General features: G+C 54.4%; 14 protein-coding genes. 8 read left to right on the top strand and 6 right to left on the bottom strand.

The features are described from left to right. The first annotated feature begins 180 nt into the window (after positions 1 to 180). Together PV433_RS30165 and PV433_RS30160 are read left to right on the top strand one after the other, a co-directional pair. Positions 181 to 3,594: an Ig-like domain-containing protein gene (locus PV433_RS30165; protein WP_332075696.1), complete on the top strand. Its 3,414-nt coding sequence runs from the start codon at positions 181 to 183 to the stop codon at positions 3,592 to 3,594. Positions 3,595 to 3,810: 216 nt separating this feature from the next. After that, on the top strand, positions 3,811 to 4,182 hold the full coding sequence (locus PV433_RS30160) for a glyoxalase (protein ID WP_332075695.1): 372 nt from the start codon (positions 3,811 to 3,813) through the stop codon (positions 4,180 to 4,182). A gap of 30 nt (positions 4,183 to 4,212) precedes the next feature. Here the strand turns inward: PV433_RS30160 and PV433_RS30155 are convergent, their stop codons facing one another. The 6 genes from PV433_RS30155 to PV433_RS30130 all read right to left on the bottom strand — a co-directional run bounded on the left by PV433_RS30155 (position 4,213) and on the right by PV433_RS30130 (position 11,676). Continuing rightward, a complete protein-coding gene (locus PV433_RS30155; protein WP_332075694.1) occupies positions 4,213 to 5,391 on the bottom strand; it encodes a Ger(x)C family spore germination protein in 1,179 nt (392 codons plus the stop codon). Next, the gene (locus PV433_RS30150) at positions 5,388 to 6,845 is read right to left on the bottom strand and encodes a spore germination protein (protein WP_332075693.1); all 1,458 of its coding nucleotides are present in this window, start codon (positions 6,843 to 6,845) and stop codon (positions 5,388 to 5,390) included. Before PV433_RS30150 ends, PV433_RS30155 begins: the two co-directional genes overlap by 4 nt. Beyond that, positions 6,838 to 7,941: a GerAB/ArcD/ProY family transporter gene (locus PV433_RS30145; protein WP_332075692.1), complete on the bottom strand. Its 1,104-nt coding sequence runs from the start codon at positions 7,939 to 7,941 to the stop codon at positions 6,838 to 6,840. The genes PV433_RS30150 and PV433_RS30145 overlap by 8 nt, the downstream gene beginning before the upstream one ends. 226 nt (positions 7,942 to 8,167) lie before the next feature. Further along, entirely contained in the window at positions 8,168 to 9,367 is a 1,200-nt protein-coding gene (locus PV433_RS30140; protein ID WP_332075691.1) for an aminotransferase-like domain-containing protein, read from the bottom strand. Positions 9,368 to 9,477: 110 nt separating this feature from the next. Continuing rightward, positions 9,478 to 11,241, bottom strand: a complete 1,764-nt coding sequence (locus PV433_RS30135) for a SulP family inorganic anion transporter (protein WP_332075690.1) — start codon at positions 11,239 to 11,241, stop codon at positions 9,478 to 9,480. Between the two features lie 105 nt (positions 11,242 to 11,346). Continuing rightward, complete coding sequence (locus PV433_RS30130) at positions 11,347 to 11,676, bottom strand: ArsR/SmtB family transcription factor (protein WP_332075689.1); 330 nt, start codon at positions 11,674 to 11,676, stop codon at positions 11,347 to 11,349. A 309-nt stretch (positions 11,677 to 11,985) separates the two neighbouring features. On the opposite strand from PV433_RS30130, the gene leuB reads away from it, so the two are divergent. The 6 genes from leuB to sigI all read left to right on the top strand — a co-directional run bounded on the left by leuB (position 11,986) and on the right by sigI (position 17,067). After that, positions 11,986 to 13,065: a 3-isopropylmalate dehydrogenase gene (leuB, locus tag PV433_RS30125; RefSeq protein ID WP_190929092.1), complete on the top strand. Its 1,080-nt coding sequence runs from the start codon at positions 11,986 to 11,988 to the stop codon at positions 13,063 to 13,065. Positions 13,066 to 13,412: 347 nt separating this feature from the next. Next, a complete protein-coding gene (locus PV433_RS30120; RefSeq protein WP_190929093.1) occupies positions 13,413 to 13,961 on the top strand; it encodes a peroxiredoxin in 549 nt (182 codons plus the stop codon). Positions 13,962 to 14,095: 134 nt separating this feature from the next. Continuing rightward, positions 14,096 to 14,548, top strand: coding sequence for a redoxin domain-containing protein (locus tag PV433_RS30115; protein WP_190929187.1), 453 nt, complete (start codon positions 14,096 to 14,098; stop codon positions 14,546 to 14,548). A gap of 62 nt (positions 14,549 to 14,610) precedes the next feature. Continuing rightward, positions 14,611 to 14,988: a glycine cleavage system protein GcvH gene (gene gcvH, locus PV433_RS30110; RefSeq protein ID WP_190929094.1), complete on the top strand. Its 378-nt coding sequence runs from the start codon at positions 14,611 to 14,613 to the stop codon at positions 14,986 to 14,988. Positions 14,989 to 15,624: 636 nt separating this feature from the next. Beyond that, positions 15,625 to 16,059: a hypothetical protein gene (locus PV433_RS30105; RefSeq protein ID WP_332075688.1), complete on the top strand. Its 435-nt coding sequence runs from the start codon at positions 15,625 to 15,627 to the stop codon at positions 16,057 to 16,059. A gap of 213 nt (positions 16,060 to 16,272) precedes the next feature. Beyond that, a complete protein-coding gene (gene sigI, locus PV433_RS30100) occupies positions 16,273 to 17,067 on the top strand; it encodes an RNA polymerase sigma factor SigI (RefSeq protein ID WP_190929096.1) in 795 nt (264 codons plus the stop codon).

Below are 17,067 nucleotides of genomic sequence, written 5' to 3'. Positions count from 1 at the left end.
TGTATAGGCGGGAAGGGTTTTTTGTGCTGGAATTAAACATAGACGGGAGAGCGTCACGAAAAGTTGCAAGATTTATAAAAATATAAGTATAAAGTTATTGTCCATTTTTGTCGATATAGAGAGGAGACGTAATGAAAGTTTACAAAAAGCGTGTCCTCAGCGGAGGAGCGGAAGAAAGGAATGGCCAATTTGACGCAAAGGAACAAACGGACAAGCTTGTTGTCCGGGTTTAGATGGAAGCAAATCAGTATCGTCATGATGCAGTTCATTCTTATAGCCGCCCTGGTCATCGGGCCTGGTACGGGACGGGCATGGGCCGCGGAAGAAATCTCGCGTCTTGTGTTATCCAAAAATGCGTTGTCGTTATCGGTGGGCGACTCGTTCTCCTTGACGGCGACGGCTATTAACGTAAATGGCTCGACATCCGATGTCACGATAAAAGCGATTTGGAATGCGGATGCGAACAATCCGGACGTCGCTTCCGTGTACGCGGGCAATATCGTAGCCAAGAAGGAAGGAACGGCGTACATTACGGCGACTTATTTGGGCAAAACCGAGGTCGTCACCGTGAACGTCCACAAAAAAGTGCGCAGCCTGGACAAGAACAAACAGTCCTTATCCAAGCGCGTCGGACAATTTGAGCAGATTACACTGGAAGCGACCTATACGGACGGGCAAGTTGAAGACGTAACGTCCAAAGCGGAATGGAGAACCGAAAGCGATCTGGTCGCATCCGTCGTGAACGGGAAAGTGACGGCGGTCGGCTCCGGGAAGACGAACGTCATCGCGACCTACGGCGGCAAAACCGTTACTGTCCCGGTCAACGTAGATATTGTACGCCGGCTCGACCCTTCCGTCGAAAGTATCGATTTGCGCGTAGGCGGCACCGACGACGTGAAGCTGATGGCGATGTTCGAGAACGGCGATACCGACGATGTGGCCGCCCTCGCCGAATGGACGTCTTCGAACGGAAGCGTGGCGGATATATTCAAGGGAGTCGTAACGGCTTACGGCGCCGGACAAGCGACCTTAACGGGAACTTACGGCGGCAAGTCGGCTACGATTATCGTTAATGTAGAGACGGTCAAGAAGCTGGAAGCGAGCAAGACCGATTTGTTCCTGAAGATAGACGGGTCTGAGACCATTACGCTGACGGCGTATTATGCCGACGAGAACAACACTAGCGAAGTGGTGACAGCCAAAGCGGAATGGTCCAGCAGCGACGAATCGATTGCCGACGTAGAGGACGGTATCATTACCGCCAACTCGGTCGGTCAAGCGACCATTACCGCAAGCTACGGTACGAAAACCGTAACAATCACAGTCGACGCCGGAATCGCGCGCAAGCTGGAAGCGGACAAAACGTCGCTTTCGATGCGCAAGGGGACGGAAGAGACGATCAAGTTGGAAGCGATCTTTGCAAGCGGCAATGCGCCTGAGGACGTAACCGGACTCGCGACATGGTCTTCGAGCGACGAGAGCGTCGCTTATGTATCGAAGGGTAAAGTACGCGCCAACGGAAGCGGAGAGGCGACGATCAAGGCCGAGTACGGGGACAAGTCGGTATCGATTCCGGTTCAGGTCGATACGGCCCGCGTATTAAAAGTGACGCCTTCGACGCTTAATGTCAAAGTGGGCGACGAGAATACGGTCAAGCTCGAAGTTACCTATGCGGACGGCAATAGCGAGGACGTTACCACCAAAGCGCAGTGGAGCTCCGACAAGCCGGAAGTCGCCGACGTCATTAACGGCAAGATCACCGCGCTCGGGACTGGCCAAGCGGCCATTACCGGCAGTTTCGGTGAGAAAACGGCGGTCGTCACCGTGAATGTAGAGCTGGCGAAAAACTTGACGCTGAGCAAAAGCGACCTATTCCTGAAAGTGGGCGGCACGGATAATCTGACACTAAAAGCGACGTTCGCGGACGGCGGAGCATCGGTGGACGTTACCAATCTGGCGGAATGGTCTTCGGACAATGCCGACGTGGCCGACGTCGTAGACGGTCAGATCCGGGCCTATAAGGTCGGCCAAGCGACGATCTCCGCCACTTACGGTTCCAAAACCGTTACCGCCGCAGTAGACGTAGGCATAGCCAGAAAGCTGGAGCTGGACAAAAAGTCTTTGTCGCTGCGCAAAGGGGAATCGGCTCCGAAGCTGGAGCTGAAAGCTTATTATGCCAACGGCACCAGCGAGATCATTACCGATTCCGCAGAGTGGAGCTCGGAGGATCAAGCGGTAGCGGTTCTCGAATCCAAAGGGATCGTTAAAGCGATCAGCTCCGGAGAAACGAAAGTAACGGCGAAGTACGGAGATAAAATTATTACGATTCCGGTTTCCGTAGACCCGGCCTCCAAACTTGAAGCGGATAAGGTGAAAGTGGAGCTTCAACCGGGTTATACGGCCGAAATCAAGCTGACGGCTACTTACGAAGATAATAATACGGAAGACGTCACCTCCAAGGCCGAATGGATTTCCAGCAACGAATCGATCGCAACGGCCGACGACGGTATAATCCGCGCGGTCGATCGCGGGGAAGCGGTCATTACGGCGAAGTACGGCAAGAAGACGATCAAAATTACGGTCAGCGTCGGAGCGATGGAATCCCTCACCGCTAACGAGAAAACGATCTATCTGAAGGAAGGGGAAGGCAAGCAAATCCTTCTCACGACCAAATACAAGGACGGCACTTCCAAAGATTCGACAAGCGAGGCGGCCTGGAGCTCGTCTTCCTCGAACGTCGCTGAAGTGTCCGGCGGCTATGTGACCGCGGTCGGAAGCGGCAAATCGACGATTACGGCCAAGGTCGGGGAGAAGACGGTTACGATCTCCGTACAAGTGGAGCTGGCCGACCGACTGACGCCGACTCACCGGAGCGTCGTAATGCGCAAAGGCGATAATTTGCAAGTCGGTTTGACGGCAACTTACGGCAACGGTACAACGGAAGACGTTACGAATAAAGCGGTATGGTCCGTTTCTTCGGCCAAGGTAGCGGACGTGTATAACGGTCTGATTACGGCGTTCGATAGCGGACGGGTAACGGTGACGGCCAAGTACGGAGCGAAGGTAATTACCATTCCGGTCGAAGTCGACACCGCCCAGAAGCTGACCCTGAACAAGAAATCCGCCGAGCTGAGATCGGGTCAAAACGAGCAGTTAAGTTTGACCGCGACGTTCTCCGACGGCTCGACGCGCGACGTAACCGGTGAAGCGGAATGGACGACACGCTCGTACAAGATCGCCGACGTAAACCATACGGGCCTCGTTAGCGCAGTCAGCTACGGGAAAACGACGATCACTGCCAAATACGGCAGCAAGACGGTATCGATTCCGATCGAAGTAGACAGCTTGAAATATTTAAAAACGAACGTCAAAACGATCGAGATGAAGGTCGGAGAGACGAAGCGGGTCAATTTGACGGCGACTTACCGTGACGGGCTTGATGTAGATGTAGCTGGCAAAGCCGAGTGGAAAAGCTCGCGTGACGCAACGGCAGACGTCAAAGACGGAGCCATCACGGCTTATGCGAAAGGAACGGCTACCGTCACAGCCAAATTCGGCGGCAAGACGGCTACTTTGAAAGTGATTGTGAAGTAACGGCGTGATCGCTGAGATCGCCGCCGGGCTCAAGGAATAGGCAACGAAACCGTCATACAGCGCGAATGTGCTGGGTGGCGGTTTTTTCGCATGGTACAGTTTACTGGCGCCCGAATTTGGTGACAAATCCAATCGAAGCTGGTAATATACTATTAAGGAAGTCCCACTGTATAAAATATAGTTTCATTAAGTGAAACTTCTAAGGAGGGATAGTCCATGTCATTTGGCTACGCAGGAATCGATCATGTCCAATTGGCCGCACCGAGAGGATGCGAGGAAGAAGCGCGAAGCTTTTTTGGCGGCTTGCTCGGTATGGAGGAGATTCCGAAGCCGGAAAATCTCCGCAAGCGGGGAGGCGTATGGTTTCGCTGCGGGGTGCATGAGCTGCATATTGGCGTGCAGGACGATTTTGTTCCGGCCTCCAAAGCGCACCCCGCCTTTGAAGTATACGGAATCGGGGAGCTTCGCGGCAGGCTGGAGGATGCCGGGGTTACGGCTAATGAGGATGAGCCTATTGCCGGCAAGACCCGCTTCCATATCCGGGACCCGTTCGGCAACCGGATTGAGTTTGTGGAAAACAACGTCTGACCGGAAAAACAGAGGCAGCCTTCGCTTCATTCAGCGGGCTGCCTGATTTTTATATTTGCCGGTGAATAAAATATGGGCTTGTACTTGAATCGATTCGAGCGACTGCTCGTTCAACGGGAATTGGTCCGCGAACAGCTCGTGCCATTGGGCGGGCTGTTTTTTGTACAGCGTGTTCCCGATCTGGAGCAGATCGAGCTTTTGTTTCACTCCTGCCTGATAAGCATCGCGAATCTGGTTCTCAATAGCAGCCGCCGCTTCGTGTTCGAGGGCAGAGAGGCCGATATCGGCAGACAACTCGTTGATCGAACCGTGAACGGTTAAGCGAAGCCGGCATTTTACCTGGCCTTCGGACGGCCGGGCCGAGCATTCCAGCCGCGGCTTCGGCTTGTTCATGACAAGGGCGGCGACAAGCTCTCCGTTTTTGTACACATGAAGGGGAGTGCGGATCGTCTCCGAGTGAAGCCACCGCAAGCCGGTAAAGCTCTCGTGCTGCACGGTGCCAACGAATTTTCCGCCCGCAAAGGCAAAAGCTCCATGCATGCGCAGCATACCGAGCGGTTTTTGTTCCATTTTCCAATTGCCTTTGTGCAGCTCCAGTCTCGGCAGCAGAACCGTCTCGGCCGGTTCATTGAATAACGAGATGAACCGCTGGGACTGAAGCGGAACGACCACCGAATTTTGCCTGAACGGCTCTCCGGGCTGATGAAGAATCGAGCTGAGCGGCGTCAGGTTGAACAGCGGAGAAGTGGCGAACAGCTTATCGATTGGTTCGCTTGTACCGAACACCCATTTCGTATACCGGATCTCGCGGTACCGGTTGACCAGATCGATCAGTTCGTTCAGCCCTTTCCGGATAAATCGCTCACTGTATACAAGCGACGTGACGTGGCCCCAGAACAATCGGAGCTGGGACGTACCGTACAGGTCGAAAAACGCCTCGTTCAACGACTGTCCGACTCCCGTTCCGACCCAGATCGGCGCCTTCTGGGCGGTACCGACTGTCGCACCCTCCGTTTTGGCCACATTGCCGAAACTGATCAACTGGACGTAGACCCGGTATAGCTGATCCTCGTAATCGACTCCGATAGCCGAAACGTAAGCGACGTCCTGAATTTCTTTGGCGTCCCAGCAGCCGCTCAGCAGCAGAAGCAAGACCGCTTGCAGGAGGAGCAGCGGGCGCCGGATGCGGCTCCGCGCAAGTGGTCTCATACCGGATCTCTCCCCGCTCCGGATTTCGGATCCGTCCGTTTCTTCTTTTGGAAATAAGGAGTAATGTACTTCCAAGGGACCCGGATGACACCCTGCAGAAAGTCGCCCAGGGATAAGGGACTGACCGGCCACAAGTAAGGGAGTCCGAACGACTGCAGACGGACCAGATACAACACGAGCGATAAAATGCTGAGGATAAAGCCGAACATGCCGAGCAGGGAAGAGACTAGAAACACATACAGGCGCAGGACGCTGACCGTGCCGCTCAGCTTCTGGTTAACGAGCGCTGACGTAGCTACGGCGGTAATCGAGCCTACCACGACCATCGACGGCGAGACGAGGCCGGCGCGGATCGACGCTTCGCCGATGATCAGTCCTCCTACTACGGTTAACGTTTGCCCGACGGTTTTGGGCAGACGTACTCCGGCCTCCCGGAACAGCTCCAGCAGCAGAAGCATAAGCGCCATCTCGAGCGGGGCGGACAGCGGAATTCCGTTGCGGGATACGGTGATCGTAGCGAGCAGCGGGAACGGGAGCTGGTCGTGATTGTATTGGACGAGAGCGATCCAGAAACCGGGCAGAAATACGGCGGATACGAGCCCGACCAGCCGGAGCAGGCGCCCGAACGAAACCATCAGGAATCCGAACTGGGCATCTTCGGGACTTTTCAGCATATGCAGCAGGTTGGAGGGAGCAATCAGCGCGAGCGGGATGTTTTCCATCAGCACGATGACTCTGCCGCGCATCATGCAGCTGATCGCAAAGTCCGGTCTGCCCGTATAGTTGAACAGCGGAAAAACGGCAAACGGCGAGTCGCCGAGTATTTCCTCGAGCTGGGAAGCGCTGATGACGATTTCCGGTGTTGCCGCTTGCAGCCTGCTGCGAATTTGCTCCAAGCATTCCCGCTCTACGCGGTCGGACAAATAAAAGAGGCCGATCCCGGTTGCGCTTTGGGTGCCGAGCCGATAAGTTTCGTAGAACAATTGACGGGATCGCAGCCTTTTGCGGATAAGCGCCGCATTGGTCGCCATATGCTCGGTAAAGCCGTCACGTGGGCCAAGCACGGACATTTCCATGTTCGGTTCTTCCGGGCGGCGTTCGGGACTGCTGCAAATTTCTACGTCGATCAGTCGGCCCGTTTCCTCGAAGGCGATCAGCAGACGTCCTTTGAACACGAGCTGGGATATAACTTCGATATTGCCGGTGTCCTCGATCGGGTTGCTGCGAAGACCCGGCACATGGAGGCCGTCCGCACCCAAGGAAGGATGGAAGCCGTTCAGCAATGCCGGCATTACGGTCTGATCGATCCGGTTCATATCGCACAGCCCGTCGCAATAGAGAAGCACATAGCCGGGGCTGTCCGGAGTGGCACCGGCGGACACCGGCTGGATGATAACGTCGGCGCAGTTTTCAAACCATTGGCGGAACTTGGCTTCGTAATTCGAATCAGGCATCGGATCGTTTACTCCTTCCTCTGTCCGTATGGAGCCAGGATGCAACGGTCACGGCCAACGAGAAAACAAACAGTATCCCGAAGGAGGCCGGCAGCCAGCAGCGGCTCAGCGCGTAATAAAAGGAGGCGTCACTGATCGGGCTGATAGCGAAAACGACGGCAGCGGCGCCAATCAGTAACAGCAGCCACGTTCTCTGTCGCTCCGAGCGAAGACCGGAGATCTGGCCGAGTAAATACAGTGATAAGGAGATTCGGATAAACGCGCCGGTCATCCACTGATAGATCGATAAAAAGTCGACATGCTCGATATATTTGCCGATCTGGACAAGCCGCCACTGCTCGTAGGCGGGGTAACGCTGCTTGGCCGCTTCGGCCGGACCGAACTCGGAGATGGCGCCCATGATCGGCCCAAGCGTCAGGCCGGCCAGGACGAAGCCGATCAGCAGCAGCCACTTCGCTCCGACCGGACGTTTCAGCCGATGCTGCAGTAGAACGATCAGCACAAGCTCGACATAACCGGCGCCGAATAACGGAATCGCGGTGATCGACGGAACGGGACCTTTTTCAAATACCGGAATGAGTAGGTCGTAATGTTTATCGGGAATGTTGGCCGTCATAACGAAAAACCCGAATAGGATGACGAAAGGCAGCAAAATGCCGTTGGCGAGCGTAATGGCGGATAAGCCGGAGATGGCGGCCGCAAAACAAAGAAGCATGAATACTGATCCGGTAACAACCAACGGTGTTTCGGGCAAATAATTGGTCCGCGTCCATGTTAAGGTGTCGAACAGCGTGACCGCCACACTCCCCAGCAGCGCGATAAAGGGCAGCGTCAAAATAAGCTTGGACCAAAATGGACCCGTCTGGCCGCGAAGCCAGTCGTTCAACGCTTTGCCGTTCATCTTCCGGACGACTAGGGCGGGGAGCAGTGTCCAGAGAGCGAGGAGGGCAAACCCCATCAGGACGGTCGTCCAGGCGTCGCGACCGGCGATATCGAGGATGGCGGGAATGACGATAACATGGTTCATGAAGCCCACGCTGCCCATAAACAGGAAAAATAACAGGATGGCGGAGATGGATTTGTTTTCGATTCTCATCGCCTTCTCTCTAAGAACTTTGCTCCGCAAAGCTGCTTCGTAAGCATAGCTTGAGCTTTGCGGAGCAAAGCCGGCATCCCGACAGGTTGCCTTTATGTCCGTAATATGGCCGAGTTGGCAATAATTATTCACCCGCACCCGACAAAGTCAAACCAAACAGCCCGCCTTCTCCGTCAAGGAGAAAGCGGGCTGCTCATCATCCGGCGTTTTCGAGCCGGGGCCGGGTTTATACGTTCTGCTTGTAAGCGTCCAGTGCTTCGGCGAGCCGGTTCAGGCCGAGCTTCATATTGGCACTGTCCGTATGGGTAAAGTTCAGGCGCATCGTGTTGCGGCGAGGATTCTCCGCATAGAAGTCAACTCCGGGTACGAATGCGACGCCTTTCTCGACCGCTTTTTTAAGGAGCTCCGAAGCGTCGACTCCTTCAGGCAGCTCGACCCAGAAGAACATGCCGCCCTGCGGCTCGCTCCAACGCAGATCGGAGAAACGGCTGTCCTGGAGCAGCGACTTCATCAGCTCCATCCGGCGGCCGTATTCGCTGCGGATCGTCCGGATGTGGGCATCCAGATCGAAGTTCGCCAGCAGTTGGTAGAGCGCCTGCTGGTCGAGTGTGCTGGAATGAAGATCGACCGCTTGCTTGGCTTTGGCCATCTGAGCGATCACATGCGAATCTCCGACGATCCAGCCGGTCCGAAGCGCAGGCACGACCGTCTTGGAGAACGTGCTCGTATACAGCACGGCGCTGTCTTCGGGATGGTCGTCGAGCGACATGATCGACGGATATTTGGCGTTCGGGTCGAATTGGATCTCTCCGTAAGGATCGTCTTCGAGAATCAGCACATTGTTCGGCTTACAGAGTGCGAGCAGTCCTTTGCGGCGTTCTACGCTCCATACTTTGCCGGTCGGATTGGCGAAGGTTGGCGTGACATATACCATTTTGGGGCGGTATTGCTTCAGCTTCGCTTCGAGATCGTCCATCAGCATTCCGTCATTGTCGGCTTCGACGCCGATCACCTGTACGCCGCTGGCTTTGAAGATTTGCAGCGCAGCCAGATAAGTCGGATTTTCAACCAAAATAACGTCGCCTGCGCTTAAGTAAATGCGTGTAAGCAAATAAATCGCCTGCTGCGAGCCTGTCGTGATCAGCATGTTCTCCGGCTTAACGTGTACGCCTTTGCCAGCCATTCGCTTGCAAATCTCTTCGCGCAGCGGAGTGTAGCCTTCGGTAAGTCCATATTGCAGCGAGCTTTTGCCTCCATGCTGGAAGACGCGCTCGAATGCTTCCTTGACGGCTTCGATCGGGAAGTGGTCCTCCGCGGGGAGCCCTCCGGCCAGCGAAATGACCGCGTTTCCTTGGGTCAGCTTCAAGATTTCACGTACCGCGGACGATTTCAGGCCGTCGGTAAAACTGGAAAATGTGTAATTCATAAGGGTTCTCCCTTCCTTTCGCATACAACTATTGTACCCGATTTTGAAAGTGGTTTCTATTTTTTTTGTCAAGGTTCGACTTTTGGTCCAATTCAGGAAGGGAGAGGTGATTATCCCGAGACGCCGGCGGACGAAGGCTGGGCAGCTCCCGGGTCGGGCGAAGGAACGGCTTGCGACAGTCCGGCGCACTCGCGGAAGGCGGCCCGCTTGCAGCTCAAGCATTGTTTCTTGTCCAGATACGTAAGCGCGTAACGGATCGCGTCTCCGGTATGGTCGAAAAACCGCTCCTCGCCTATCGTTTCGTACAATCCGGTTCTCCGGATTACTTCCATAGGCTGCGTGCGAATTTCCGCGACAAGGACGGTACCGCCGAATTTGGCGAAATGTTCGACAAGGCTCGCAAGGTTCGATTCCCCGGTCGTATCCATGAAAGGAACGTCGCCCATCCGCAACACCAGCACGTTCGGCCGGTCATGGATGGTGTCCATAATGGATTTCTCGAACATATTGGCCGCTCCGAAAAATAACGGGCCTTCGATCGTATAGATTTCGATTTGCGGACAACCGTGCCCTTCCGCCGCAATCGACGCGCTCACTTGGGACTGCGGAATTTTCGGATCGGGCAGCACTTTCGCTACGGTAAGCATCTCGCCCATCCTTTTGACGAACAGCAGCAGAGCCAGCAAAATACCGATGCCGACGGCCGTCGTCAAGTCGGTCCAGACCGTGAGCAGAAACGTAAGGAGCAGGACAAGCGAATCGCTCGTGCGGCTCGTCAGGATACGGCCGAATTCTTTGCGCTCGCTCATGTTCCAGGCGACCATCATCAGAATCGGGGCCATCGCGGCCAGCGGAATATGGGACGCCAGCGGAGCGAGAGCGAGAAGCACGACGAGGACAAAGACGCCGTGAATGATGCCGGACATCGGCGAGACGGCGCCGGTACGAACGTTGGTGGCCGTGCGGGCGATCGCCCCGGTGGCAGGGATGCCTCCGAACAGCGGCGTGACGATGTTGGCGATGCCTTGGCCGATCAGCTCCCGGTTGCTGTTATGGCGGCTTCCGGTCATTCCGTCCGCTACTACGGCGGAGAGCAGCGACTCGATGCTGCCGAGCATGGCGATCACAAACGCCGGTCCGGCCAGCTCTCTTATTTTGTCCCAAGTCAGGGCAGGAACATGAACGCTGGGCAGTGAGCCCGAAATCTGGCCGTATGCCGAGCCGATCGTAGCGACCTGATCCCGGAAGAACACGTATGCGATCCCGCTCGTTACGAGAAGGCTGATCAGCGAGCCGGGAACTTTTGGCCATAGCCGGGGCGAGATGAGAATGACCGCCAGGCCGATAGCGGCCAGAGCGACGCTGTAGAAGTTAAGGGTAGACAGATGCAGAAAAATTTCCTTCATATTCGCCCCGAAAAATTCGTGCCTCTGCACATCCTTCAGGCCAAGAAAGCTGGGGATCTGGCCGCTGAAAATAATAACCGCGATGCCGGAGGTAAACCCGATCGTGACCGGGCGGGGAATGAACTTGATCAGCGAGCCGAGCCGCAGCAGGCCCATGAGAACGAGCAGGACGCCCGCCATCAATCCGGCGATCAGCAGGTCCTCGTAGCCGTGCTGCATCACAATGGCGAACAAGATCGGAATAAAGGCGCCTGTAGGTCCTCCGATCTGGAAGCGCGAGCCGCCGAACAAAGAGATCAGGACGCCGGCGACGATCGTCGTATAGATCCCGTACTCGGGTTTGACGCCCGAGGCAATAGCAAAAGCCATTCCGAGCGGAATGGCAATAATCCCTACAAGAATACCGGAGACGAGGTCTTTCCGGAAAGCCGCGGCGTCGTAACGGGCGAATCGGCCGGACCGTATCATGTGCAAACCTTCTTTTCTTTAAATATTTGATTATTTGAATATATGAACAATAATAAGCCGCCGAGCCGATTCCGTCAACTTCCGAATCGGCCGGTTTTCGGCCGGTTACGGTTCATTTCGGATGACTTCGAGCAAGGAAATGGCATCGACCAGATGGTTATCGAAGATTTGCTTCGCCACAGCGAGTAAATCTCGAATCAAGGGGTCGCGCAAAGAGTATATGACCGAGGTCCCTTCCTTTATGCCGTACACGACGTTTTTATTGCGCAGCACGGCCAGCTGCTGCGATACGGCCGATCCTTCGGAACCGAGAATCGTTTGCAGCTCGTTAACGGTTTTGTCCCCCTCGCAAAGCACTTCCAGAATACGGATGCGCATCGGATGGGCCAGCGCTTTAAAAAATTCGGCTTTGAATTGTTGAATATTCGGATTCATGACAGGTTGCCCCTTAGGTGGAGTGATCGTTCCGGGCCAGTCAAGCGGCGCTTGTCCGGTTCGGACCTTGTGCGGCGGCTTGCAGCAGGTGCGGCTTCTAATCGTATAGCAATAGAATAGCATAGTCGGGGAAATAAATCCTGCCCGTATTCCCCCGCTCCTATGGCGAATCTGTTATAGTTATTGCGTTCTCCTATAACGCCGATAGATTTTATATCTTTGTCATTACGGGGGAAATGTGCAAAAATGATAGTATACGTAAAAAAGATAGACCGAGATTATAATCCCTAATTAGGAGTGACCTCCCCCATGGCAGAAACGAAAAAAATCGCGATTCTTCCCGGCGACGGCATCGGGCCTGAAGTAATTGCCGAAGCGGTAAAAGTATTAAGAAAAACCGAGGAGCTGTTCGGGTACAAATTCGAGACGGAAAGCGCCCTGTTCGGCGGCATCGCGATCGACGAGACCGGCACTCCACTCCCGCAGGACGCGCTCGACAAATGCAAGCGTGCCGATGCGGTGCTGCTTGGCGCCGTCGGCGGACCGAAATGGGACAGTAATCCGAAGGAAACCCGCCCGGAGACCGGACTGCTCGGCATCCGCAAAGCGTTAGGCCTGTTCTCGAACATCCGTCCGGCCGTTATTTTCGACTGCTTGAAGGAAGCTTCGACGCTGAAGCCGGAAGTGCTGGAAGGCACCGATCTGATCGTCGTGCGTGAGCTGACGGGCGGCATCTACTTCGGAGAGAAGTTCCGCCGCGACAGCGACAACGGCCAGGAAGCGGTGGACACTTGTGTATATAATGTAAAAGAAATCGAGCGCATCGTGCACCAAGGGTTCCAAATCGCCCAAAAACGCCGTAAAAAGCTGTGTTCGGTCGATAAGGCGAACGTCCTCGAAACGTCGCGCCTGTGGAGGGAGACGGTGATCCGGATCGCTCCTGAGTATCCGGACGTGGAGCTGGAGCACGTGCTCGTCGACAACTGCGCGATGCAATTGCTGCGCCGTCCGTCCAGCTTCGACGTGATCGTCACCGAGAACATGTTCGGCGATATCCTGAGCGACGAAGCGGCGATGCTGACCGGATCGATCGGCATGCTGTCGTCGGCGTCCCTCGGCGAAGGAAGCTTCGGCTTGTATGAGCCGGTACACGGTTCTGCGCCTGACATCGCCGGCCAAGGGATCGCGAACCCGATTGCGACCATTCTGTCCGTCGCGCTGATGTTCAAGCTGTCCTTTAACTACCAGGAAGCGGGAGACGTTATCGAGAACGCAGTGAAAGACGTGCTGGACGCGGGCCACCGCACCGGCGACATCGCGGTTGACAAGAGCAAGGCGATCGGCACGACCGCTATGGGCGACCTGATCATTGCAGCGATGAAGCGTTAATTCGAATAAACGATGTACGAAGGATCCGGGCTGTCGCTGTTGCGATTCCCGGAGTTTTTTTAGCGAAACGGAGTACTTTCTGGCACAGAAAAAGCTACCGGTTGCGCAAGGGCATTCGACGTGGAGATGGCTTCGTTTAGAGGCTTTTTTCGCTTTTGCCATCGGATCGTCAAAGTTTATAATAAATTTAAACAAGTACTCATTATCGATATTGACTTTCACTAATCAGGATGATACGATTTTACAAGTGGGCCTGGACAAGGCTCCCATACAAGCAGGAATTCATACCGGTTCCCGGCTGCGTCAGGCAGACGGAGAATACGGAATTATAAGGAGGTAAGCGTCTCATGGCAGATCGTTTGGTTGGCAAGAAAGCACCTTATTTCGAAATGGAAACGGCGCTTGGCAACGGAGAAGAATTCGGTAAAGTATCGCTTAACGACTACAAAGGCAAATGGCTGGTGTTGTTTTTCTACCCGCTCGACTTTACATTCGTATGCCCGACCGAAATTATTGCAATGAGCGACGCCAAAGAACTGTTCGACGACCTGGATGCGGAAATCCTCGGCGTCAGCACGGACAGCAAGCATTCTCACCGCGCTTGGCTCAACACTCCGCGTGACATGAACGGTCTCGGCCGTTTGAACTACCCGCTTGCAGCTGACTTCACGAAGACGGTTGCCCGCGACTATGGCGTATTGATCGAAGAAGAAGGCATCGCGCTTCGCGGATTGTTCATCATCGATCCGGAAGGCGAATTGAAATATCAAGTGGTTAACCATCTGGACGTAGGCCGCAGCGTGGATGAAACGATCCGCGTGCTTCAAGCGCTCCAATCCGGCGGATTGTGCCCGGCTAACTGGAAACCAGGTCAGAAGCATCTGACTGCGAAGTAATCGTCCAGGACGTTATCGGAACATAAGGGAAGCCCCCCTGTCTGCAAGCTGCAGGTGGGGGGCTTTTTCGCAGCATTTGCCAATTGCTGAGGGAACACGACCATTTACCATCCGAGGAGGGAACCGATATGCCTTTGCGTTTGCGCGAGCCGATGCCCGATCTGCACGGAATTACGGAGTGGGTGAACGGCGAACTGAATAAAGACCAGTTTAAAGGAAAGCCTGTACTTGTTCACTTCTGGGCGGTCAGCTGTTACATGTGCAAAGAAAGCTTGCCGCTGCTGAACGAATGGCGGGAGAAGTACGGGGAGCAGTACAACCTGCAGCTCCTCGGCATCCATATGCCCCGTTCCGAGAAGGATACCGATCTGGACTCGGTCAAAGAAACGATCAAGCAGTATGAGATGAAACATCCGATCGCCATCGACAACGATCATGCGGTTACCGATTCGTTCCAGAACGAATTTGTGCCGGCTTATTATTTGTTCGACGCGGAAGGCCAGATGCGGTTTTACGGCGCCGGCGAGAAAGCGATCGGCATGGTCGAGCAGCGGCTTCATAAAATTTTGGGGCCTAAGGAAGCGTAGTAGCGAACCGATCGGGTGGGCCGACAAGGACAACCCGGAATATCCTCGGGAGGGATCGTACAATGAACGTACCAGCAGAGTTGAAGTACAGTGAAGAGCACGAGTGGGCTAAAATCGAAGGCAATCGGATGACGATCGGCATTACCGATTTCGCACAAAGCGAATTGGGCGACATCGTGTTCGTCGAATTGCCGAAAGTAGGAGACTCCGTTGAATTCGGCGAGCCGTTCGGCAGCGTAGAATCGGTGAAAACCGTATCCGAGCTGTATTCTCCAGTAACGGGTAAAGTAGTGGAAGTAAACGGCGCGCTCGAAGACGCTCCCGAGAATGTCAACAAATCCCCCTACTCGGACGGCTGGATGATCGTGGTGGAGATGAACGACGCTTCCGAAGCAGACAAGCTGTGGAGCGCGGAGAAGTACACGGAAACTTACGGCTAAGGCGGATTCGTAAAACGCTGCGGCAAGACGCATATAACCTGCTCAACAGACGCAAGTCCCGCCGGTGCAACAATCCGGCAGGGCGAAGCGTCTTTTTTAATGTCGTTTTTGATGGCTGTTAAAGCTCACTATAACGTTATCACGAGCCGAGACGGGCGGCCGGACATGGTCATACAACGTATAAGTCCGGTTCGCAGAGTGCAAACCGCCTTTACTCACCTCGGTTTAGCGAAATGGCCGGAAATAACGGGTCCCAGAGGCTCTTATTGTAGTCGGCCGACTGCCGCTATGCGACAAGAAACCGCTCGACTTCGCTGAGAGCTGTTCACCGATCGAGTTTGCATAATAGAGTCTATGCAAGAGTCCATGCGCATTACGGTTCAGCGTCTTTGACCAGGATCTGGCTCAAGAAAGCGGTTTATAGGCCTTATCGTACCCTTATCGTGCACCAGCGGCAACGGCAACGGCAACCGGGTTATGATTGGCAGCTTTCCTAATAATGGTCCAGGGGCGAAAAAGGAATTTCCGGCCTCTAAGGCGAATAAGTTAAGATCGTATTTCTTACCGTTGCTTGCATAAGCATGTCGCAATAGATAAGGTTTCGTTCGCGGCCGGGAATAAAGAGGAGGCAGGTCGATGAGTTATTGCTGCGGAGCCGGGATGATCGGCACGAAAGGCACGCTGCGTCACATCGAGACGCATATTCATAACGTCCCATTGCTGTTTTGTCCGGTATGTCACCGGATCGAGGTGCATTATATGGTGGAGAGCGAGTACGAGATATTGGCGGAGTATGCGCACGGCGACGGGGCGGCGGAAGTCGATTTCCAGGACTACGTCGAAGACAAGACGGAAGCCGGCTTGTACGATAACTGTATCAACAGCGAGGCCGAAGAACCTCTGGATGTGGTGAACCGGCAAATCGATATGGCGCTTGATCTGCTCACCGTCGCCAAATTGCTGAAGGACGACGAATGGGAGCAGCAATTGAAGAGGCGGCTGACAGCCTTGAACGAGCGGCGCAATAAATTTCAGAAAAAAGCGTTCTCCGCCGGACAAAGGCGGGACTGAAGCGGTAAACGTCCCTTTAACAGGGGCGTTTTTTTGTGCCCGCAGACGAGGCGGATTGCTAATTGCTGGATGCCAATTTGTGGCATAACGCCGTTTCTCTGCCCAATCGCTTCTTTCTGCATAAATTTGTGTGTTATAATAACAACCATCGGGTTGGGATGACCCCCATATCTTGGGGGAGCAACTCGAAACATGTAGTGTGAGGTGGAACGTTTGCTGCTGGTCTTATTCAAGAAATTTCTGGGAAAACGCCAGTCTCACGACTCTTCCGATATAGCCGAAACTCCGGAGCATAAAGTCAAGCTAATCCAGGAAGGAAACATCCGGCTCCGGAATCAGTTCATAACCGATTATCAGCCTTATGTAGCCAAAGTGACAAGCCGCTTCTGCAAGCGATATATAGATCCGTCCCGGGACGACGAATTCAGCATAGCGCTTGGCGCCTTCAATGAGGCGATCAATCAGTTTTCCCCGGAGTCGGGAAGGTCTTTTTTGAGCTTTGCGGAGACGGTGATGCGACGCCGGCTGATCGATCATGTGCGTAAAGAAACGCGCTTTACGGGACAAATCCCGTACAGCTCCTTCGAAGTGGAGGATGATGAAGACAGCATCGTCAATCCGGTGGAGATTCACCAGGCGATTGAGCATTACGAGAAAGAAAAAACAATCGAAGAACGCCGAAGCGAAATCGTTGACTTCAACCGCTGCCTGCAGGAATTCGGAATTTCCTTTAACGACCTTGTGGACGCTTCTCCCAAGCATAGCGATTCCAGAGAAGCTTTATTCGCCATCGGGGCGTTATTGGCGCGGGATCAGGTCATGATGTCGATCGTGCAGACGAAGAAAATGCTGCCGATTAAGGAGTTGCTGGAGAAGGTGGAGGTATCGCGCAAGACCCTGGAACGAAACCGCAAATTCATCATTGCGGTAGCCCTGATCACGAACGGCTCTTATCCTTATTTGAAACATTACTTGAATATCCCCGAAGATCAACCAGGAGAGGAGTAA

The sequence above is a fragment of the Paenibacillus sp. GYB004 genome (assembly GCF_036577605.1).
GTDB lineage: Bacteria > Bacillota > Bacilli > Paenibacillales > NBRC-103111 > Paenibacillus_AB > Paenibacillus_AB oceani.
Note: the sequence above shows the minus strand (reverse complement) of the source record. Positions and strands in the feature narration are given on the sequence as shown.